The sequence below is a fragment of the Kribbella italica genome, from assembly GCF_014205135.1.
GTDB classification, from domain to species: Bacteria; Actinomycetota; Actinomycetes; order Propionibacteriales; family Kribbellaceae; genus Kribbella; species Kribbella italica.
Genome location: NZ_JACHMY010000001.1, coordinates 2,419,902 through 2,439,792, shown reverse-complemented (window position 1 = coordinate 2,439,792; position 19,891 = coordinate 2,419,902). Strand labels below are relative to the sequence as shown.

19 protein-coding genes are annotated in these 19,891 nt (G+C 70.6%); 5 read left to right on the top strand and 14 right to left on the bottom strand.

Translation table 11 applies throughout. From position 1 onward, the window contains the following. Position 1: 1 nt before the first annotated feature. The 7 genes from HDA39_RS11385 to HDA39_RS11355 all read right to left on the bottom strand — a co-directional run bounded on the left by HDA39_RS11385 (position 2) and on the right by HDA39_RS11355 (position 9,070). Entirely contained in the window at positions 2-2,161 is a 2,160-nt protein-coding gene (locus HDA39_RS11385; protein ID WP_184795192.1) for a glycoside hydrolase family 31 protein, read from the bottom strand. Beyond that, the gene (locus HDA39_RS11380) at positions 2,161-3,267 is read right to left on the bottom strand and encodes a glycoside hydrolase family 15 protein (protein WP_184795191.1); all 1,107 of its coding nucleotides are present in this window, start codon (positions 3,265-3,267) and stop codon (positions 2,161-2,163) included. Before HDA39_RS11380 ends, HDA39_RS11385 begins: the two co-directional genes overlap by 1 nt. A gap of 8 nt (positions 3,268-3,275) precedes the next feature. Then, positions 3,276-4,526, bottom strand: coding sequence for an ABC transporter substrate-binding protein (locus HDA39_RS11375; protein WP_184795190.1), 1,251 nt, complete (start codon positions 4,524-4,526; stop codon positions 3,276-3,278). 14 nt (positions 4,527-4,540) lie between these two features. Further along, the gene (locus tag HDA39_RS11370) at positions 4,541-5,365 is read right to left on the bottom strand and encodes a carbohydrate ABC transporter permease (protein ID WP_184795189.1); all 825 of its coding nucleotides are present in this window, start codon (positions 5,363-5,365) and stop codon (positions 4,541-4,543) included. Beyond that, complete coding sequence (locus HDA39_RS11365; RefSeq protein WP_184795188.1) at positions 5,358-6,275, bottom strand: ABC transporter permease subunit; 918 nt, start codon at positions 6,273-6,275, stop codon at positions 5,358-5,360. The genes HDA39_RS11370 and HDA39_RS11365 overlap by 8 nt, the downstream gene beginning before the upstream one ends. Continuing rightward, positions 6,272-7,477, bottom strand: coding sequence for an ROK family protein (locus HDA39_RS11360; RefSeq protein ID WP_184795187.1), 1,206 nt, complete (start codon positions 7,475-7,477; stop codon positions 6,272-6,274). The genes HDA39_RS11365 and HDA39_RS11360 overlap by 4 nt, the downstream gene beginning before the upstream one ends. Positions 7,478-7,627: 150 nt before the next feature. Beyond that, positions 7,628-9,070, bottom strand: a complete 1,443-nt coding sequence (locus tag HDA39_RS11355) for a S8/S53 family peptidase (RefSeq protein WP_184795186.1) — start codon at positions 9,068-9,070, stop codon at positions 7,628-7,630. A gap of 79 nt (positions 9,071-9,149) precedes the next feature. Here HDA39_RS11355 and HDA39_RS43670 point away from each other — a divergent pair, with 79 nt between their 5' ends. Then, positions 9,150-11,738 carry a CHAT domain-containing protein gene (locus tag HDA39_RS43670; RefSeq protein ID WP_184795185.1) on the top strand — a complete coding sequence of 863 codons (2,589 nt, stop codon included), beginning with the start codon at positions 9,150-9,152 and terminating at the stop codon, positions 11,736-11,738. A 13-nt stretch (positions 11,739-11,751) separates the two neighbouring features. Here HDA39_RS43670 and HDA39_RS11345 read toward each other — a convergent pair whose 3' ends face one another. Together HDA39_RS11345 and HDA39_RS11340 are read right to left on the bottom strand one after the other, a co-directional pair. Then, a complete protein-coding gene (locus HDA39_RS11345) occupies positions 11,752-12,216 on the bottom strand; it encodes a hypothetical protein (RefSeq protein ID WP_184795184.1) in 465 nt (154 codons plus the stop codon). Continuing rightward, positions 12,209-12,817 carry an RNA polymerase sigma factor gene (locus HDA39_RS11340; RefSeq protein ID WP_184795183.1) on the bottom strand — a complete coding sequence of 203 codons (609 nt, stop codon included), beginning with the start codon at positions 12,815-12,817 and terminating at the stop codon, positions 12,209-12,211. Before HDA39_RS11340 ends, HDA39_RS11345 begins: the two co-directional genes overlap by 8 nt. Before the next feature lie 304 nt (positions 12,818-13,121). Between HDA39_RS11340 and HDA39_RS11335 the strand changes: the two genes are divergently transcribed. The 4 genes from HDA39_RS11335 (at position 13,122) to HDA39_RS11320 (ending at position 15,585) form a co-directional block, all read left to right on the top strand. Further along, positions 13,122-13,376 carry a GlsB/YeaQ/YmgE family stress response membrane protein gene (locus tag HDA39_RS11335; protein ID WP_184795182.1) on the top strand — a complete coding sequence of 85 codons (255 nt, stop codon included), beginning with the start codon at positions 13,122-13,124 and terminating at the stop codon, positions 13,374-13,376. Between the two features lie 147 nt (positions 13,377-13,523). Then, positions 13,524-14,399 carry a DUF4394 domain-containing protein gene (locus HDA39_RS11330; RefSeq protein WP_184795181.1) on the top strand — a complete coding sequence of 292 codons (876 nt, stop codon included), beginning with the start codon at positions 13,524-13,526 and terminating at the stop codon, positions 14,397-14,399. Continuing rightward, the gene (locus HDA39_RS11325) at positions 14,396-14,929 is read left to right on the top strand and encodes a sigma-70 family RNA polymerase sigma factor (RefSeq protein WP_184795180.1); all 534 of its coding nucleotides are present in this window, start codon (positions 14,396-14,398) and stop codon (positions 14,927-14,929) included. The genes HDA39_RS11330 and HDA39_RS11325 overlap by 4 nt, the downstream gene beginning before the upstream one ends. Then, positions 14,926-15,585 (top strand): zf-HC2 domain-containing protein, encoded by a 660-nt coding sequence (locus HDA39_RS11320; RefSeq protein ID WP_184795179.1) that lies wholly within the window; start codon positions 14,926-14,928, stop codon positions 15,583-15,585. The genes HDA39_RS11325 and HDA39_RS11320 overlap by 4 nt, the downstream gene beginning before the upstream one ends. A 50-nt stretch (positions 15,586-15,635) precedes the next feature. Here the strand turns inward: HDA39_RS11320 and HDA39_RS11315 are convergent, their stop codons facing one another. The 5 genes from HDA39_RS11315 to HDA39_RS11295 form a co-directional block, all read right to left on the bottom strand. Continuing rightward, on the bottom strand, positions 15,636-16,316 hold the full coding sequence (locus tag HDA39_RS11315; RefSeq protein WP_184795178.1) for a GOLPH3/VPS74 family protein: 681 nt from the start codon (positions 16,314-16,316) through the stop codon (positions 15,636-15,638). A gap of 18 nt (positions 16,317-16,334) precedes the next feature. Continuing rightward, entirely contained in the window at positions 16,335-17,051 is a 717-nt protein-coding gene (locus HDA39_RS11310; protein WP_184795177.1) for an ABC transporter permease, read from the bottom strand. A gap of 26 nt (positions 17,052-17,077) precedes the next feature. Further along, positions 17,078-17,962, bottom strand: coding sequence for an ABC transporter ATP-binding protein (locus tag HDA39_RS11305; protein ID WP_184795176.1), 885 nt, complete (start codon positions 17,960-17,962; stop codon positions 17,078-17,080). 97 nt (positions 17,963-18,059) lie between these two features. Next, on the bottom strand, positions 18,060-18,662 hold the full coding sequence (locus HDA39_RS11300; protein WP_184795175.1) for a response regulator transcription factor: 603 nt from the start codon (positions 18,660-18,662) through the stop codon (positions 18,060-18,062). Next, complete coding sequence (locus HDA39_RS11295; RefSeq protein WP_184795174.1) at positions 18,659-19,774, bottom strand: sensor histidine kinase; 1,116 nt, start codon at positions 19,772-19,774, stop codon at positions 18,659-18,661. The genes HDA39_RS11300 and HDA39_RS11295 overlap by 4 nt, the downstream gene beginning before the upstream one ends. Positions 19,775-19,891: the final 117 nt, after the last annotated feature.

The following is a 19,891-nucleotide window of genomic DNA, read 5'->3' as shown; positions in this document are numbered from 1 at the left end:
CCTACGGCTGGAAGACCGCCCGCAGCCGCTCCCACCTGCCGGCCCGGGCATACACCGGTACGACGTCCAGCGGCACCTCACGGACCATGCGCCCGGTGCCGGCCGGCTCACCGGTCCAGACGTCGATCCAGTCGCCGGCAGGGAGGTACGTCGTCCACACCGTCGCGCCGGGCTCGAGGACCGGGTTGATCAGCAGGTCGTCGCCGAGCAGGTACTGGTACGGGTGGTTCCACACCTCCGGGTCGTCGGCGTGGTCGAAGAAGAGCGGGCGCATCAGCGGGCGGTCGGTGCTGATGGTCCGCGCGGCCTGCTCGGTCAGGTAGGGGACGAGGCGCTCGCGCAGTTCGGCGTACGCGCGGAAGAGAGGGACGACCCGGTCGTCGCCGGTGGTCTCGGCGACGTGCCACGGGGTGCGGTCGCGGAGCGGAAGCTGGTGGTGGTTGAACTCCGAGTGGTACTGCATGATCGGCAGGAAGACCGACGCGGCCGCTGCGCGCAGGTAGAGCTCGGAGTCGGGTACCGGGCCGGAGAAGCCGGCCAGATCCCAACCCCAGTAGACGATTCCGCACGAGGCGGCCGTCAGCCCCGCGGTCACGGACGAGCGGAACGCTTCCCAGGTCGAGTCCTCGTCGCCCGCCCAGTAGATGCCGTGCGCCTGCGAGCCGGTGAAGCCCGAGCGCGAGAAGGTGACCGGCGCCTTGCCGGCCGAGCGGAGCAGGTCGCCGAAGGTCCGGGCGTAGTGCACCGGGTACAGATTGTTGCCCTCGTCACCGAGTTTGCCGTCGGCGTAGACGAGGTCGTGCCCCCAGGCGTGCTCGCCGCCGTCGGTCTTGAAGCCGTCGACGTCCAAGTCCTCGACCAGGTAGCGCCGCTTGTCCGTCCACCAGTCGCGGGTGCGCTGCACCGAGAGGTCGGGCATCAGCGCCTGCGGGAACCACCAGCCGCGGTTGTGGTACGCCGTACCGTCCGCCTCCAGGACGGCGTGACCGTCGCGTACCATCGCCTCGGCGTCGGCCGCGACCTGCCCGGTGCTGAACTCGGTCTTCTGCAGCGGGATCTGCCACAGGATCACCTTGATCCCGCGCGCGTGCAGGTCGTCGATCATCGCTTTCGGGTCGGGCCAGGCGCCGTCCGCCCGGTACGCGAAGTCGGCCGCCGGGTGCGCGCTGCCGTCAGCGGTCACGTCGTACCTCGCGTCACGCCAGATCGTGATGCCCTCTTCGTCGCTCCAGGCCTCGATCACCACCGCGCCGACCGGGATCGCCAGGTCCCGGTGCGCGTCCATCCGGGCCGTCACCAGCTCCTGGGTGTTCCACTCGTTGCCCGAGGCCCACAACCGGAACACCCACGACGGCAGCTCCTCGGCCCGGCCGACCTCGTCCAGGAAAGCCTTCAGCACCTCGGTCGCCGAGCCCTCGTAGATGCCCAGGTCAACCACCGGTTCATCGCCCAGAGCAACTTCCACCGTCAGCTGACGGTCGTCCGAGGAGTACCAGGTCCGCCGAGAAGTCCGCACATGGAATCCCCAGCCGCTGCCGGAGCTGTCCACCACGTGCGCGAACGGCATCGGCAGGTACGTCCGCCCGTGCACGCCCTGCGACTTGTACTGCTCGAACACCACGGCATCCAACGACCTCCCGCGCTGATCCAGTCCGTCGTACCGCTCGCCGAACCCGACCAGGTGATCGTCCGGCCCGAGCGCGAAGGAGAACCGGGCCCGGTGCACACCCTCCGCCGAGGTCAGCCACTCGACCCCTTGCACCCGCCCGTCACCCCCACGGATCTCGCCACCGGACGAGACCCATGCAGCAGGCGAGGCCTCGAACCACTCGGTGGTCTCGCCCCCGGCGTGGAAGCGGTACTTCACCGGCTCCGTCACCGGGGGAGTGAGCACCGACCACGCGCCGTCCGCCCCGAGCGACTTGGCCTGCGCCTCGCTCAGGTGCCCTTCGCCGCCGGCCAACGCGGCAGCGTCCGCGGCCGCCGCGGACCCTCGCTCCATCGGGAGTTCCACCGAACCCCACTCGCACACCACCCGCTCCGCGTCGGGCGCGACGACCCCGAGCCGGACGGGCTCGCCGGTCAGCGGAAGCACGGGGACACGCTGGTCGGGCGAGGAGGCGTAGGGGTGCTCGATGCCGTACGGCCGGTGCGTGAGCATCAGACGTCCTTTGCGGTGATGCCGAGTTCGTCGGCGAGGATCAGGTACATGCCGTGGGACCAGAGCAGCGGGCTGGCGACGGATCCCCAGCGGGCGATCCACTCGCTGCGCGAGTCGGGGTGCAGCAGGTGGTGGTCGACCTGCTCGGGCAGGTCGCCGTCGTCGTTGACCTGGTCGGCGATCCAGCGAAGGTGCCGCCACGCACCGACGGTGTCGCCGGCCGCGGCCAGGTTCCAGCCGAGGAGGGCGGACAGCAGGATCCACTGTCCGCCGCCGTAGAACACGTCGGCCGTGAAGCGGTGTACGCCGCCGTCCACGTCGAGATCCCGTACGACGGCCGCGAGCGTCGTACCGGCAACTGAGGAGCCGGGAGCAACCAGTCTGAACGGGACGATGCACGAGGGCAACGATCCGTCGACGGCCGAACTCCCGAGCCACTTGGTCAGATGGCCGTCATGCGTGCCCTCGGCATCGACCAGCGAACGGATGCGCTCGGCAACCTCCAGCACCGGCACCGACGTGTACGGCGCGATGGCAACCAGCCCGCCGTAGATCGCGCCGAGCGTCGACACGTGCCGGTGCTCGACGTGCTCCTCCCACCAGTCGTAACAAGGCCGGTCCCAGAAGGCGACCAGGTAGTCCACCGCGACGTCGATCCCCGCCTGCCACCGGTCCAGCGACAGCCCGTGCCGATCGGCATGGGCGACGACGGACCACAGCCACAGCCCGTACCCGTCGGTCTGGAAGTCCCACCACGGGTCGGAGCCGTCCGACCCGTCGAAGGTGAACCGGGTCGGCAGCATCGCCTCGTTCGACGGCGCGTCGGACGCGCGCAGCGCGTCCACCTGCGCGCGGCGACGACACAGGGCGCCGTGCACCCAGTCGTGGAACCGCCCGGCCGACACGACGTCGCCGTACCGGGAGATGCCCTCGGCGGTGAACGAGCCGTCCCGCAGCCACGCGTACCCGCGGTACGCCGAGAAGGTCGGCGCGGCGGGGTACGCGCCGCCGGGATCCTGATGCCGAGTGATCACGGCGTGGCTGCGCTCGGCCAGCGAGCGCAACCCGGCGAGCTCGTTGAGGTCGGGGGCGGAGGTGGAGATCATCGCGTCCTTCACTTCTTCAGCAGGCCGTTGACCTTGGTCTGGGCGTCGGCGAGCGCCTTCTCGACCGGCTTGCGGCCGGCCGCGGCGGAGGTGAGTTCCTGGGTGACCAGGTCCTGCATCTCCTGCTGGCGCTCGATCACCGGCGGCAGGACGGTGTCCTCCAGCGCGGTGAACACGGCCTTGCGGTTGGCCGGCTTCTTCTGGTCGAGGTACGGCGCGAGCTTGGTCTCGTCACCGACCGGCGGCAGCTCCCACGAGCTCGCGAGGCGGGTCTTCGTGGTCTCGTCGGACGAGGCCAGGAAGGTGACCCACTTCTGCGCGGCCGCGGCGTTCTTCGACGCGGCCGACACGACCAGCCCGTTGACGAACATCGCCGACGCCTTCTTGGTGTTGCCGGGCTCGACCACGACGTCCCAGTCGAACGGCGCGTCGGCCATCGCGGAGAACATCCAGATCCCGGTGTGCCACATCGCCAGCTTGCCCGACTTGAACAGCTTGGAGTCGAAGTCCGGCGTACCAGCGCCGTCCGCCTCGGTCGGCATCGTCGTGCCGACCTTGTCGATCAGGAACTTCGCCGCCTCGACGCCGGCGGGGGAGTTGAACGTCGCCGCTGACCGGTCTGCGTTGAGGAGCTCGCCGCCGTTCTGGGCGAGCACCTTGTAGAACTCGTTGTACGACACCGGCTGGTAGTCGCCCCAGACCTTCGCGCCCTTGTCGGTCAGCTTGGCGGCCGCGGCCTGCTCGTCCTTCCAGGTCCAGTCCGCGGTCGGCTCGGCGACGCCGGCCTTCTTGAACAGGGCCTTGTTGTAGAACAGGACGACGTTCGAGAACGACTCAGGGACGCCGTACTGCTTGCCGTCGGCATTGAACGCGTCGTACAGCGACTTCTTGTAGACCGAACCGTCGACGTCCTTCAGCTCGGCGAGCGAACCGTTCGAGGCATAGGTGACGAAGTTCTCGTAGTTCAGCTCGAACGCGTCGGCCGCGGTGCCACCGGCGACCGAGGTCTGCAGCTTGGTGAAGTAGTCGGCGTACGGGACCGTCTCGACCTGGACGGTGATGTCGGGGTTGGCGGTCTGGAAGGCGTTGACGATCGCCGTCAGGTCCTTCTCGTGGCCGTCGTTGGACGAGAAGTTCAGGTAGCGGACGACGGACTTGCCCGCCGGTGCCGCCGCTTCCTTGGTGGCCGAGCCCTGGCCGCAGGCGGTCAGCGCGAGCGCCGCGGTCACCCCGACCGCCGCGAACTTGAGTAGACGCATGATGGTTGTTCCCCTCACTTGATGCCGGTGTGTGCGACACCGGCGATGATGTGGCGCTGCGCGAGCAGGTAGACGATGGCGATCGGCACGATCGAGACGACGGACCCCGCCATCACGACGTCCCACTGGGTGGTGAACTGGCCCTGCAGGGTGGACAGGCCGAGCGGGAGCGTCATGAACTCCGGCGACCTGATCACCACCAGCGGCCAGAGGAAGCTGTTCCAGCTGCCCATGAACGCGAAGACCGCGACGGTCGCCAGCGCCGGCCGGATCAGCGGCAGCACGATGGTGGTGAAGATGCGCAGGTGCCCCGCGCCGTCGATGGTGGCCGCCTCGTCCAGTTCCAGCGGTACGGCGGTGACGGCCTGCCGGAGCAGGAACACCCCGAACGCCGAGGCGATCGTCGGGGCGAGCAGCGCGAAGTACGTGTCCTGCAGGTTGAGCGTCTTCATCTCGATGAACAGCGGCACGACCAGCACCTGCAGCGGCACCATCAGCGTGGCCAGGTAGAACCCGAACACGACGTTCTTCAACGGGAAGTGCAACCGGGCGAACCCGTACGCCGCCATCGCGCCGGTGACCAGTTGCAGCAGCGTGGAGGCGATCGCGATGCCGAGCGAGTTCAGCATGATCCGCCACATCGGGATCGCGTCGAGCAGCGTGCGGTAGGCGTTCAGGGTCGGGTCGTCGACGACGAGCTTCGGGCCGTCGGCCAGCGAGCCCTCCGGCGTGATCGAGGTGATCACCGTCCACAGGAACGGGAAGAGCATGATCACCGCGCCGGCCAGGACGGCGGCGTACAGGGCGAGCTTGGCCGGGAGTGAGCGGGTGTCACGCATAGTGCACCCACCGGCGCTGGCCGCGGATCTGGACCACGGTGATCACCAGGATCACGGCGAACAGGATCCAGGACAGGGCCGACGCCTCACCGGCGCGCCCGTAGCGGAAGGTCAGGTCGTAGATCTGCCCGACGACCACCTGGCTGGACCCGGCCGGGCCGCCCCCGGTCATCACGTAGACCTGGTCGAACACCTGGAAGCCGTTGATCAGCGAGATCACCACCACGAAGAAGGTCGACGGGGACAGCAGCGGGAGCGTGACCCGCCAGAAGCGTTGCCAGGCACTCGATCCGTCGACCTTCGCCGCCTCGTACAGGTCACTCGGGATGGCCTGCAGGCCGGCGAGCAGGATGACCATCACGAAACCCAGGTCCTTCCAGGCCGACGAGAGGATCACCGCGGGCAGCGCCCACTGCGGATCGGTCCACCAGCCCGGCTCGGGCAGGCCGATCGCGCCGAGCACCTGGTTGACCAGGCCGTTGCTGGGGTTGAGCAGCCACTTCCAGACCAGCGCGACGACGACCCAGCTCGTCACCACCGGCAGGAAGTACGTCGCCCGCAGGAACGAGCGGCCCTTCAGTTTCTGGTTCAGCGCGAGCGCGAGGGCCAGGCCGCCGACGTACACGAGTGGCAGGTAGCCGGCGACGTAGATCAGCGTGTGCAGGAAGACGCGGCGCGTCATCTCGTCGCCGAGCAGGTTGGCGTAGTTGCCGAGGCCGACCCACTCCATCGGGGAGATCAGGTTCCACCGGTGCAGGCTCACCCACAGCGACGAGACCATCGGGATCAGCGTGAAGATCAGCAGCGGGACCGCGCTCGGCAGCAGGAAGAACAGCACCCAGCCGAGCTTCTTCCAGCTGCCCGGCTTGCGGCTGCGCGCCGTCCGGGCCGGCTTCGCGTCGGTCTTCACGGCGTCCCCATCCGGACCCTGACCAGGCGGCTCTGCTCGCCACCGTTGCCGGCCGAGTCGAACGGGGACGTCAGCACCAGCGACGCGGCCCCGCGGGCCCACTGGTCCTCCGTCCACGGTTCCACCACGACCGGGACGTCTTTGCGGGCCGGAAGCAACGATCGCCGGAACGACGGCTCGAACCCGGTCTGCCAGAACTCCCATCCGTCCACCCCCTCACCCATCAGCACTACCACCTCGGGGTCGACGGTGTGGATCACCCCGGCGAGCGCCCGTCCGAGCATCGCGCCGGCCTCCGCGAAGACCTGCCCGGCGGCCGTGTCGCCGGTCGTTGCCGCGCGCACCAAGGTGGAGATGGTGCCGCGCGGTCCGATCGCCTTCCGGGCGCGCGCCGTACGCACGATGCCCGCGGCACCGATGTACGCCTCCAGGCAGCCGGTCGAGCCGCAGGTGCAGGGCGGCAGCTCGCCGTCGCTCCAGACCGGGATGTGGCCGATCTCCCCGGCGCCGCCGTTGGCGCCGCGATAGATGCCGCCGTCGACGACGATGCCGCAGCCGATCCCGCGCCCGATCGTCACCACCAGGTACGACGAATGGTCGCGCCCGATCCCGTACAGCCGCTCGGCCGCGGCCAGCGTGTTCACGTCGTTGTCGACCAGCACCGGAGTGTCGAGCGCCGCGCGCAGCGTCGGCCCGACCGGGGCGGCCCGCCAGCCCAGCGTGGGGGCGTCGACGATGCCGGACGCCTGCGCGTCCACCGACCCCGGTACGCCGACGCCGACGCCGAGCAGGCGGTCGTCGAGCGCGGCGATCTCCTGGGCGAGCACCTGCCCGAGCCGGGTGATCGCGTCGTCGGCGGTAGGGTCGTACTCGTGCTCGGACGACGACCGCACGGTCCCGTCCAGCTCGACCGTCACCACGGCCACGTGGTCCGCGGTCACCTTGGCACCGAGCGCGACACCCGCGTCGGCGACCAGCCCGAGCAGCCGGGCCGGCCGCCCGCCCTTGGACGGCACGGACTCCAGCTCCTCGACCAGCCCGCGGGCGATCAGGTCCTTGGTCACCTGCGTGACGGTCGCCGGGCTCAATCCGAGCGCCCGGGCGATCTCCGCCCGCGACGTCGGCCCCTGCGTCCCGAGCAGCCCGACAACACCCGACGGCACCAGATCGCCACGGGGGATCGGACCTTGGGCGTTGACCACGCGGTGCTCCTTCGGCGACGACGGGAGGGCTTAGTTCGGCACTAAATTTAGTGAGAAACTAAGCCCGGCCCGAGACGCTGTCAAGAGGGCGCGGAAGGGGTGGCGCACAGTACCGTCCGGGTCACCCGCGGTACGGTCCTGGGCGTCGCGTCAGGGGGTGTGGCAGGGGCCGCAGATCTGGTGTGGGTGGAGGACCGGGCCGATGCCCGGAGCTGCTTGGGTGCCCGCGAAAGCGAGGACCGCGGCAGCGGCGGCAGGGGCGTTCTCGCCGGTGCCGGACATGCGGGCGGCGATCATGCCGGCGACCAGGGGAGTGGAGAAGGACGTGCCGCTCCAGTTGGCCAGGCCCGCGAAGTGGCGCTCCTCGTACGGCTCCTCCTCGCAGGTGTACTTGCCGGTCCCGAACGCGTTCACCAGCTCCTCGCCGGGGGCGTAGACGTCGACCCAGTGGCCGTAGTTGGAGAAGTGGGCGCGGGTGTTGCCGTCCGCGGACAGCGCACCGACGCCGATCGTCCAGGTGTACGCCGCGGGGAACGTCGGCAGGTGGGTCTCGTCGTTGCCGGCGGGCGCGAGCACGGTGACGTTCAGGTGCCGCAAACGCCTGCGGTAGAAGGCGTCGAAGGTGTGCAGCGGCAGGTGGTGGCGGGTCGCGCCGTCGAACTCGCAGACGATGATGTCGGCGCCGAGGTCGAGCAGGTCGCTCATCCGCTGGATGATCTCGTGCTCGTAGGCCATCCCGCCGTACAGCCGCCAGTCGATCTCCTTCGCGCGCTTGACGCAGACCTCCGCCTTCGGTGCCGTGGTGCGTACACAGCCGGCGACGAAGGTCCCGTGGCAGGAGTAGGCGCCGATGGGGTTGCCGGGCAGGGCGGCCGGATCGGGGTCGCCGTACACGCCCTCCATCCACGGCCACTGGTGCGTCGTCGCCTCGACCAGACCGCCGTCCACGACTCCGACCAGGACTCCGCGGCCGTCCCATCCGTGCTTGCCGCAACAGATCCCGCTGTTGATCGCCGGCACCGGCGCCGCCGAGCTCGAAGGCACCTCCGCCGGTTCCGACGCCGGGCAGGGGTGGCCGTTGCCGTTCAACGGGAGCGCGGCGCACGGCCGGGCCACGCCCTCACCGATCGACCGGTCGACCCGCGCCAGGACGTTCGGCGTCGACAGGGAGTCGTTGTCGTCGTAGCGGCCGTTCGGTTCGCCGGGGAACTCGCGGCCGCCGTACCCGCCGCCCTTGCCCGCCCCGACCGAGCGGGCGGTCCGGCCGTAGCGCCAGACCAGGCCGGTGACACCGTCGATCACCGGCAACCGGTCGATCGCCACGTTCTCGGGGATGATCGGGCCAGCGGGGTCCTCCTTCTGGCGGTCGGCCGGCTCCTCACGCAGCGCGCCGAGCACCAGTTCGATGTCCTCGGTCCGGACGAGCATCGTGTCGCGGCGGTAGAAGTACTCGGCGTACCCGAGCTCCTCCCAGTTGTACGGGTGCACGGCCGTGGTGCCGAACCACCGCTCGTTGCCCGGACCCGGATCCTTGCCGTCGCGGTCTTCGATGATGAGGCGCAAGGCGTCCTTGAGACGTTGGTCGGCCGGCATGGTGGTTCCTCTCGACGGTGAAAGTTGCGGGGTCGGGCGTACTACGATCTGAGGACGTCCGGGGAGGGGAGGGCGGCCTGTGGCCGTCGACATCGAGGACCTGCAGGCGCTCGCGCTGTCGCGGCCCACCGATGCGCTGAGGATCGCGCGGGACGTGCTCGCGAATGCGCCGTCGGACGCGGAGGCCGCCGCGGCTCACCAGGCGGTGGGCGTGGTGCACCGCGATTTCGGTGACATCAAGGAGGCGGTGGCCGAGCTCAGGTCGGCGTACCGGTACGCGCGCAAGGCCGCCGATCCGGATCGCGAGGCGGACATCCAGGCGAGCCTGGGCGTCGCGCTGGTGATGGCCGGCCGGACCGACCGTGGGGTCGCGATGCTCGACGCGATCGTGCCGGGCCGGACCGGGGTGCAGGCCGGCCGGATCCTGATCCGCCGCGCCTGGGTCAACGGCGCGTTGCTCGGCCGGTTCGACGAAGCCCTCGTCGACGCCGAGCAAGCGGTCGCGTTGCTGAGCGACGCCGGCGACCTGGTGTGGGAGGCCCGGGCGCTGACCCACCGGGCGATGGTGCTGCTCGCGATGGGCGCGATCGAGCGCGCCGACCAGGACTACGCCCGCAGCGAGGAACTGTTCTCGAGCCGCGGGCAGCTGGCCGAGTACGCCGACACCCGGCAGGCCCGCGGCGCTGCGGCCTTCGCACGCGGCGACCTGCCGACGGCCCTGCGGTACCTCGGCGACGCGCAGCGCGTGGTCGAGGAGGAGCTCGGCATCCTGGAGCCGGACCTGTACGCCAACAAGTGCCTGGTGCTGCTGGCAGCCGGCCTGACGCGGGACGCGCTCACCGAGATCGACAGCGCCCTCGACCGGATCGAGCAGCAGCGCGGCTCGGACGCCCGCCGCGCGGAACTCTTGTACTGCGCCGCTCTGGCCGCCAACGCCACCGGCGCGCTGGACGTCGCCGAGAGCCGCGGCCGCGCCGCGTTGATGCTGTTCCGCCGCCAGCAGCGTCCGTGGTGGGCGGCCCGCGCGGAGCTTGCGCTCCTGCAGTCCCGGTACGACGGCGGCGACCGGACGGCACGGCTGCTGAGCACCAGCCGACGCGTCAGCGCCGAGCTCGACCAGCTCGACCCGGACCTCGCCACCGAGGCGCACCTGCTGACCGGCCGGATCGCGATCGCGCGGACCGATCTGCTCACGGCGGGGGAGCACCTGAAGATCGCGGCCGCGGCCCGGAACCGCGGTCTGCGGGCGCGCGGTGCCGGCTGGCTCGCCCAGGCCACGCTCCACCAAGGCGAAGGCCGGTCGCGCGCGATGCTGGCCGCCTGCCGGCAGGGCCTGAGCCTGATCGAGGTCTACCTGCGCACTCTCGGCGCGACCGAGCTGCGCGTCCTGGCCACCGCCCAGGGCTCCGAGCTCGCCGCGATCGCTCTGCGGTACGCCGTACAGCAGCACAACGCGCGGCAGGTCCTCGAGTGGAGCGAACGCTGGCGGGCGACCGTGCTGGCGATTCCGCCGGTCCGGCCGCCGGAGGACGACGATCTGGTCGCCGACCTCGCCACGTTGCGCGGCCTGACCCACCGGCTGGAGGCCAACTACGACCAGCGGCCCGGCGCCGGGCCGCTGCACCGCGAACGCCGCCGCCTCGAATCGTCCGTACGCCGTCGCGCCCTGCTCGCCCCAGGGACCGCCGGCGACCGGCCCGACCAGTTCCGCAGCGCCGAGTTGCTCGATCACCTCGGCGCGCGCAGCCTGATCGAGCTCACCGAGGTCGACGACCAGCTGTACGCGATCGTCGTCGCGGGTGGTCGCGTCCACGTCGACCCGGTCGGCCCGACCGCGCTCGCGACTCATCGCCTGTCCCACGCGTTGTTCGCCCTGCGCCGCGAGGCGTCCGGACGCGGCACGGACCAGCTCGACCTCGACGCGATCGGCGCCAAGCTCGAGACGCTGCTGCTCGGACCGGCGATCAGGCATCTGCGGGACGGCCCGGTGGTCGTCGTACCGACCGGACGGCTGCACGCGGTCCCGTGGAGCCTGCTGCCGTCGTTGCGGCACCGGCCGACGTCGGTGGCTCCGTCGGCCGCGGCCTGGTTGCGCGCCCGCAAGGCTGTGCCGCCGAGCGATCGGGTGGTGCTGATCGGCGGTCCCAAGCTGTCGACCGGACACGAGGAGGTCCGACGGCTCGCCGAGCTGTACCCGGACGCGGTGATGCTGACCGACGGCGCCGCGACGGCCGACGCCGTCCTGAAGGCGATCGACGGCGCCTCGCTGGTCCACGTGGCGGCGCACGGGACGTTCCGCGCCGACAGCCCGCTGTTCTCGGCGCTCCAGCTTGATGACGGGCCGCTGACGGTGTACGACCTCGAACGGTTGCGACGGGCTCCGCATCGCGTGGTGCTGTCGAGCTGTAGCTCGGCGGTCGGCAGTCCCAGCGGTGCGGACGAGCTGCTCGGCCTGGTCAGTGCGCTGGTCGCCCTCGGATCGGCCGGGGTCGTGGCGAGCGTCGTACCGGTGAACGATCCGGGCACCGTGCCACTGATGCTCGATCTGCACGCGCGGCTGCGTGCGGGGGACGAGCTCGCCGAGGCGCTCGCCGGAAGCCGCGCGGCGGCGGGCGGCAGCCGCTTCGCGCGGACGGCCGCGCAGTCGTTCGTCACCCTCGGAGCGTGAGCCTCGGTCACGGTCAGGGGGAGACCAGACCCGTCGTCACCGTCGTACCGGAGTCGGTGCGGCAGGTGATCCGGAACGGGCGGTTCGGAACCGGCCGGACGACGAAGAACCCGAACTCGTCGACGGGCGTGGTGCCGAGATCGTCGGAGCCGGCCGCGAGGCTGACCGTGCCGCCCTGCGGGGGACTGAGCTGGCCCAGCAGCTCGTCCGCCGTCAGCTCCAGCTCGATGCTCACCTGGTCCGAGGCGAACGTGAGGCGGCGCAGGGCCGCGGTCTCCCCGGTCCGGGTGACGTCCACTGCCTCGCTCTCCCAGGCCGAGTCGTAGGTGAGTGCGGCCAGTTCCGCGTCGATCGTTCGCCAGGCGTACACCGCCTTGCCGGCCGCGACGAGACTGGGCGGTACGTCGTTTGCGCTCGCCAGCGCGTCCTGCAGAACCTCGAGCAGCCGGTCGTCGTCGGTCCACCACTGCTCATCCATGCTGCTCACCTCCGTCCTCGATGGGGCGATCGATCCGGAACTCGATCAGTGCGGCCAGTGCGGGGGTCTGACGCAGCCGATCCAGGCAGCGGGCCCGGTTGGGGCCGATGCTGCCGACGCGCATGTGCAACTTGTCGCTGATCTCGCGGTACACCGCGGGCGGGTCCTGCACGAGCATCGAGAGCAGCAACCGGCACCGCGGTGACAGCTGACCGAAGGCCGTCCGCACCGCGGTCCGCCGTTCGTGCAGCAGCAGTTCCTCGTCGAGCGGGACTTCGTCGTACGGCAGTTCGGTGAGCAGCTCGACGGGGTCGGCCGGCTCGGTCCGGCGACCGGTCCGCACCAGCCGGAGACACTCGCGCCGGGTCGTGGTCGCGATCCACCCGGGCAGAGCCGCCGGTTCGCGCAGGTCGGGCAGATGCTCGACCAGCAGCAGCCACACGCTCTGACCGACGTCGTCGACGTCCGCGGGCGCGAGGCCGAAGCGCCGGCTGATCGTCCACACCAGCGGCGCGTACCGCTCCACCAGGTCGTCCCAGGCCCCGCGGTCCCCGTCGCGCGCGCCGTTGACCATGCGGATGACGGCCGGGTCGTCGCGCATGCGCCGTCCTTTCGCTGTGGTGACCGGACAATATCGCCGACGTGGCGCGAAGTCCCTCCCTCCCACAAGACTTCCCGCCACGTCAGCGACCCGGACCCTCCCCCTGTTCGGGTCCCTCGCAGACTCGGAGGCGCGGAGGATACGCTTGATACACCGATCGGCCGACGAAATTCGGTCAGGGACGAATCAGGGGATCCTCGGGGGCCCGATCGGGCCGCGCCTCGATGGCTGTGCTCCCGCGAACTGGTTGAGTTGTGGTCCTGGGGCCGCACTCGGCGCGGCCTGGAACTGTGGAGGACGCAGCATGATCGGATTCATCGTGGCCGGCCTCATCATTGGCGCGCTGGCTCGCCTGTTCACCCCCGGCAAGCAGAAGCTCGGCCTGCTCTGGACGCTGCTGCTCGGCCTGGCCGGCTCGGTCATCGGAGGCGTCATCGCCAACGTGCTCGGCACCGGCGGCATCTTCGAGCTGAACGTGCTCGGCTTCGTCGTGGCGGTCATCGCCTCGGTCCTGCTGGTCGGCACCGCCGAAGGCCTGGCCGCCCGGACCAAGCGCTGACCTGACGCGCGGGTGCGCCGCTCCGGCCCAGCCGGCCGGCGCACCATCCGGAGGGCGACCTGATCCGAACTTCTTGTACCCGCGGTGAACGCCGTCGGCCGGTCCGACGTACTCACCGGCGTTCTGTTGTCGAACAAGGAGCCGGACATGAGGAAGTTTTCCGCGGTACTCGTCGCTCTCGGGCTTGCGGCGACCAGTGGTCTGGTGGCGGTGCAGCCGGCCGCCGCGTCGTCGCCGCGATCGGGTGGGGCGTCGATCTATTTGCTGGAGGCATCGGGTTCGCTGAGCGTCCGCAACGCCAAACTCCCGTTGCTGACCGAGCACCGGGTCAAGGTGCGCGGGCTGAAGCACGGTGACCGCCTGGTCGGGATCGACACCCGCCCGGCCACCAAGGAGCTGTACGCGCTGGGCAAGTCGGGCCAGGTCTACAAGGTGAACGGCCGCACCGGTCAGGCAACAGCGGTCGGTACGCCGGCCGCCGGCGCGGTAGGTACCGCGGTGGGCTTCGACTTCAACCCGACCGTGGACCGGATCCGGGTCGTCACCGAGTCGGGCCGCAACCTGCGGCTGCACCCCGACACCGGCGCTGTCGCGGGCGTCGACACGCCGCTGGCCTATGCGAGCGGCAGCACGCCGCGAGTCGCCGCCTCGGCGTACACGGACAGCTTCGCCGGAGCGACCACCACCGGGCTGTACGGACTGGACGCGAACAAGAACACGCTCGTCACCCAGGGCACGCTGCCGGGCCGGACGCCGGCCGTGTCGCCGAACACCGGCCAGCTCTTCAGCGTCGGCCGCCTCGGCTTCGACTTCACCGCGGTGAACGGCTTCGACATCGACGGCCGGGCCCGCACCACCGGCTCGTACGACGCTCGCGACTACACCGCGATCGCCGCGATCCGGACCAGCGGGCTGCTGTCCGGGACCAAGCTGGTCAAGGTCGACCTGCGGACCGGTCGGGCGACCCCGCTGCTCGCCCTCGGGCTCGGCGACGTCGTCGGTCTGGCCTTCGCCGCTCGATGAACAGGACCGTGCACGACCTGAGTCGTGAGGACGGTATCCGCGCCGCCTACACGGAACACGGAGCCGAGCTGTACCGCTACGCGTTGCGGCAGCTGGACGACGAGGGCGCTGCACGGGACGTGGTGCAGGAGACCTTCCTGCGGGCCTGGCGAGCGGCGGACCGGTACGACCCGTCGCTCGCCAGCCTGCGGGTGTGGTTGTTCGCGATCACCCGGAACGTCGTGATCGACGAGGCACGCCGCCGCTCGCTGCGGCCGGTCAGCCCGCAGCCGCTCGACGTCCTGACCGCGATCGGTCCGTCGACCACCGCCGACGACGACCGGACGGTGACCGGCTGGCTGATCGAGGAGGCGTTGCAGCGGATCCGCCCCGAGGCGCGCAGCGCCCTCGTGGAGACGTACCTTCGAGGACGCCCGTACGCCGAGGTCGCGGCCGAGCAGGGAGTCCCGGTCGGGACCTTGCGCAGCCGGGTCTTCTACGGACTGAAGGCGCTGCGGCTGGCGATGGACGAGATGGGAGTCGAGCTGTGAACCCCGAAGAGCACAGGGCGTTGCGCGAGCTGCTCGGCACGTACGCGCTCGGCCAGCTGACTCCCGCCGAGGTGACCAGGGTGCGGGCGCACCTGGACGGCTGCCCGGAGTGCCGCGCGGAGCTCGCGGCGATCGCTCCACTGGCCGAGCCCCTGCGCATGGTCGATCCGGACCGGCTCGGCGCGGAGCTTCCGGCGCCGCCGGCCTGGCTGGAGGAGTCGATCCTGACCGCGATCGACAACGAGCCGCGTCGCCGTCGCCCGGTCGGGCGCTGGCTGGTGGCCGCCGCGGCCGTCGTCGTGATCGGCGCCGGGGGAGCGGCCCTCGGGTACGGGCTCGCCCCGAAGCCACCGGAGATCCCGCTCGAACCGGTCACCGTCGCCGTGGCCGACCCCGCCGTACGGTCGACGGCCGACGTCGTACCGCACACCTGGGGGATGGAGATCAAGCTGACCGCGACCGGGTTCGCGGACGGTGAGACGTACCGGGTCGTGGTCGTCACGGCCGACGGCCGGACCGCGCCGGCGGGCGAGTTCATCGGCACCGGCGACCGCGAGATGCACTGCAACCTCAACTCGTCGGTCCTGCGTCCGGACGCGACCGCGTTCCGCGTCCTCGACGACCGCGGCCGCAACGTCGCCTCGGGCGGACTGTGACAACAGCCGGTACCCGCCGTCACGGCGGGTACCGGCTGCTGACGTGACTGCTACTGCTGCGGGAGCACGGTCGCGGCGACGATGGCGTTGCTGACGATCGTGGCCGTGACGGTGCGCGTGACGGCCTCGGCGGCCGCGCCCGCACCCCAGTTGCCCTGCTCGAACTCCTTGGCCCGTGAGATGACCGTGGAGTCCCATGGGATCTCGCGATGGAACTGCGGGAGCGTTCCGCTGCCCGAGATCAGCGCGGCCAGCGCGGCCACGCGGGCCGTTGGTTCCACGCCGTCGACGAGCGCTTCCCGGACCGAGGCGAGCAGTGCCGCCCGTCTGCCGTTCGAGCCCTCCTGCAGGGCCTTCGTGGTGAACACGACGAGCGTCTTGCGGTCGACCCGTACGAGGTCGCCGCGGTCGACCAGGCGTTCGAGCAACGGTCCGCGCAGCGCAGGGCCGATCGCCGCGAGCACGGTCTGGACCCGCCGCGGCTTCTCGTCGATGTAGTCCCAGGCCGACCGCAGGCTGGGATCGGCCGGGAAGCGGTCGCTGGTGGTCTCGAGCTTGGTGCCGAACGACTGGGTCACCGTCACGTGGTCGTGCAGGGCGAGGTCGGCGAGCACCGCGCCGCCGAGTGCGTAGTACAGGGTGTTCTCGCCGGCGATGGTGCCGGAGCTCGGCTGGAAGAGCAGGAGCAGCAGGTCCTCGGCCAGGGTGGGTTCTTCTTCGGAGTGAAGCATGAGGGGTCCTTTCAGGACTCAGCGGCGGGGTTCCCACTGGAAGTACTTGAGGGCGAGTGCGGCCGAGACGACCACCCAGGCCAGCGTCGGCGCGACGAGCACCAGGACATCGGCTCCCGGTACGCCGCCGTCCCAGGCGCGGGTGAGCAGCTCGGTGGCCGCACCTCCGGGGAGCGCGCGCTTGAGCACGGTCAGGTCCTCGCTGCCCGAGATCGCGACCCAGTTCACGATCGCGATCACGCCGAGGCTGATCGGCAGGGTCGTCACCTGCGCGTGCTCGGGCGAGCGGGTCACGCCGGCGGTCGCGAGTCCGAGGCCGATCATCATGGCGATCACGAGCAGCGCGCCGACCACCATCAAGACGATGTCGCTGGGCTGCTCGGTCACGACCCCGAGCACGACGAGGACGACGGTGGTCTGGATCGCCGCCAGCACGGTGGCCGGCAGGATCATCCCGACCAGGATCCCGGCGTCGCTGGCCGAGGTGGACCGCAGGCGCTTGAGGAACAGGTTCTGCCGGCGCGCGGCCAGCGAGGTCACGGCGCTGGCGTACAGCCCGAAGGCCGCGATGGTGAAGATCACCAGGGCGGCGATGAAACCCTGGCCGACCGAGGCGAAGATCTCGCGGCGCCAGATGAAGAACACACTGGCCGCGACGGGCATGAAGAAGCTGGTGATGAGTACCGAGCGGTTGCGGAAGGTCTGAGCGAGTTCGCTCAGCGCGATGTCGAACATGGTCGATCCTTGTCTGCGAGAGGTGGTCAGCCGCGGTCGATCGACCGGAAGATGTCGTCGAGCCGGGTGGGGCCTGCGTCGAGCTCGGTGAGCGGCACGGAGGCGCTGTGGGCCCAGTTGAGCAACGTGCGCAGGTCCTGCTCGAGCTCGAAGGTCTCGATGCGGTGGTGGCCCTGGTCGGTGCCGGTGGTCGTCAGCGGGGGCAGCGGAGCCTCGTCGGGCAGCCGGAAGTTGATGACGGCCGGCAGGGTGCTGGTGAGCTCGAGCACGGTGCCCTCGCGGTAGAAGGTGCCCTTGTGCATCAGGCCGATCCGGTCGGCGCGCTGCTGCGCCTCCTCGAGGTAGTGCGTGGTCAGTACGACGGTCGAGCCGTCCTCGCGCAGCCGGTCGACGGCGTCCCACAGCGCGTCGCGGGACTGGATGTCCAGCCCGGTGGTGGGTTCGTCGAGGAAGACGAGCTCCGGAGCGCCGTACACGGCGGTGGCGAAGTCGAGGCGACGCTTCTCGCCGCCCGACAGCTGCCCGACCCGGGTCGTTGCCTTGTGCATCAGATCGACGACGGCCAGCACCCGCTCGACGTCGTCGGTACGCCGGGACAGCCGGCCGATCAGGTGCACGGTCTCGCGGACGGTGAGATCGGGGGAGAAGCCGCTCTCCTGCAGCATGATGCCCATCCGGGGCCGGGTCTCGTTCCGGTTCCGCGGGTTGCTGCCGAAGACCCGGACCTCGCCGGAGGTGGCGACGCGGTGCCCCTCGATCACCTCCAGCGTGGAGGTCTTGCCGGCGCCGTTGGTCCCGAGCAGGGCGTACAGCTCGCCCTGGCGGACGTGGAAGGACAGGTCGCGGACGGCGTGGAAATCGCCGTAGGCGAGGTTGAGGTCTTCGACTTCGATCACTGCGGTGGAGGCCATGCCTCTATCTCAGTCGATCAGCCCGCCCGGCCACAGTGCCGTCACGTCACAGCCTGTTGTGAAGTGTGTCAGGGGATCCATGTGACACCACGTCACACTAGAGCCAGTCGTGCTCGCGGGCGTAGCGGGCTGCCTCGTGGCGGCTCTTGGCCTGGGTCTTGCGCATGGCGTTGGACAGGTAGTTGCGAACGGTGCCTTCGGCAAGGAACAGCCGGGTGGCGATGTCGGCCACGGCGTACCCCTCGCTGGTCAGCCGCAGCGCGTCGAGCTCGCGGTCGGTCAGCGGGTTGTCGTCGACGACGGCACGCGCCGACACCTCCGGATCGATCCAGCGCTTCCCCTCGTGCAGGAGGCCGATCACGGAGGCGATGTGGGCCGGCTCGGCGGACTTGCTGACGAAGCCCTGCACGCCGAGCTTCAGCGCGCGCCGCAGTACACCCGGCTTCGCGTGCCGGGTCAGCATCAGGATCGCCTGCTGCGGCAGGGTCTCCCGAATCGTGGCGACGGCGGCGAGTCCGTCGGTGCCCGGCATCTCGAGATCGATGACGAGGACGTCGGGCCGCTCGCGCAACGTCGCCTCGGCGGCCTGCGCGCCGTCGGTGGCTTCTGCGAGCACCTGGATGTCGCCTTCCATCGGCAGCAGCTTCGCCAGCGCCTTGCGCAGCAGCGCTTCGTCGTCGGCCAGCACGATCGTGATCATCGTGTCCCTCCGCCGCCGAAGACGACGGCCGTCCGGAAGGTCTCGCCGTGCTGCTCGGCGACGAGCGTGCCGCCGCCGTCGACGACCAGCTCTCGCAGACCGGCCAGGCCGCGCAACTCCGGGACGCGCTCGCCGTCGGCGCCGTCGTTGGTGATCACCAGCCCCGTCGTCCCGAGCTCGATCCGGACCTCCTGGGCCCGCGCGTGGCGCAGGATGTTGGTGGTCGTCTCCCGAAGGACCTGGCTCAAGGGGTCGCTCCATCCTGGGTCGGGTTCGCCGTCGCTGTCGATCGTGACCTCGGCGCCGGCCGCTTCGAGCAGGTTCTTCGCGTTCTCCAGCTCGGCCTGCAGGTTCAGCCGCCGCTGACCGTAGGCCAGCGCCTTGGTCTGGTTGATCGTGTCGACGACCAGGGCGTGGATCTCGCGCAGCTCCTGCTCGGCCTGCGTCGCGTCGGACCGGAGGATCTTCTGGGCCAGGGCCACCTTCAGCTTCACCACGTGCAGGGTGTGGCCCTGGATGTCGTGCAGGTCACCGGCGAAGCGGACCCGTTCGCGCATCACGGCCAGCTCGGCCTCGCGCTCGCGGGTCTCCTCGAGGTCCCGTACGACGTCGTAGAAGCCGCGGTTGGGAAACCTCAGCCCGATCACGACGGCGGTGACCGCCGCCGGGACGAGGACGAACCGGATCAGGTCACCGCGAAACCCTTCCGGGTCGACCCACAGCTTGGCCGAGCCCAGGACGGCGACGGCAACCACCAGCGCCACCCCCGCGGCCAGGCGGTGCCGCTTCAGGTCCGGTACGACGAGCGGTCCCACGATCAGCAGCCCGATGAACGACCCGGCGCTGTCGCCGACCGCCGCGCCGAACAGCCAGACGGCCGCCGCGACCACCAGACACGGCACTGCGACCGCCATCAGCTTGCCGCCCGCCCACTGGACGAAGCCGACGACACCCGCCACCACGCCGACGCTCAGAATCACCGCGTGCCACCAGTTCTGGGCGTCGAGCGCGACGTGCAGCACCCCGCCGGCGGCGACCAGCGGCAGAAGCTTGTACAGGTTCAGCCGCCGGAGCGTCGCCTTGGATCCGTTCGCAGCCTGCTCAGACGTCAAGATGCCCGCATTCTCCGTCGCCGTGTCGGTGTGGTTCCTGAACGCCAGTATGTCGCCGTCCCACCGGACGAACCAGTGACGTGGTGTCACTTCCCGCGGTGACTTGCCCAGGGCAAC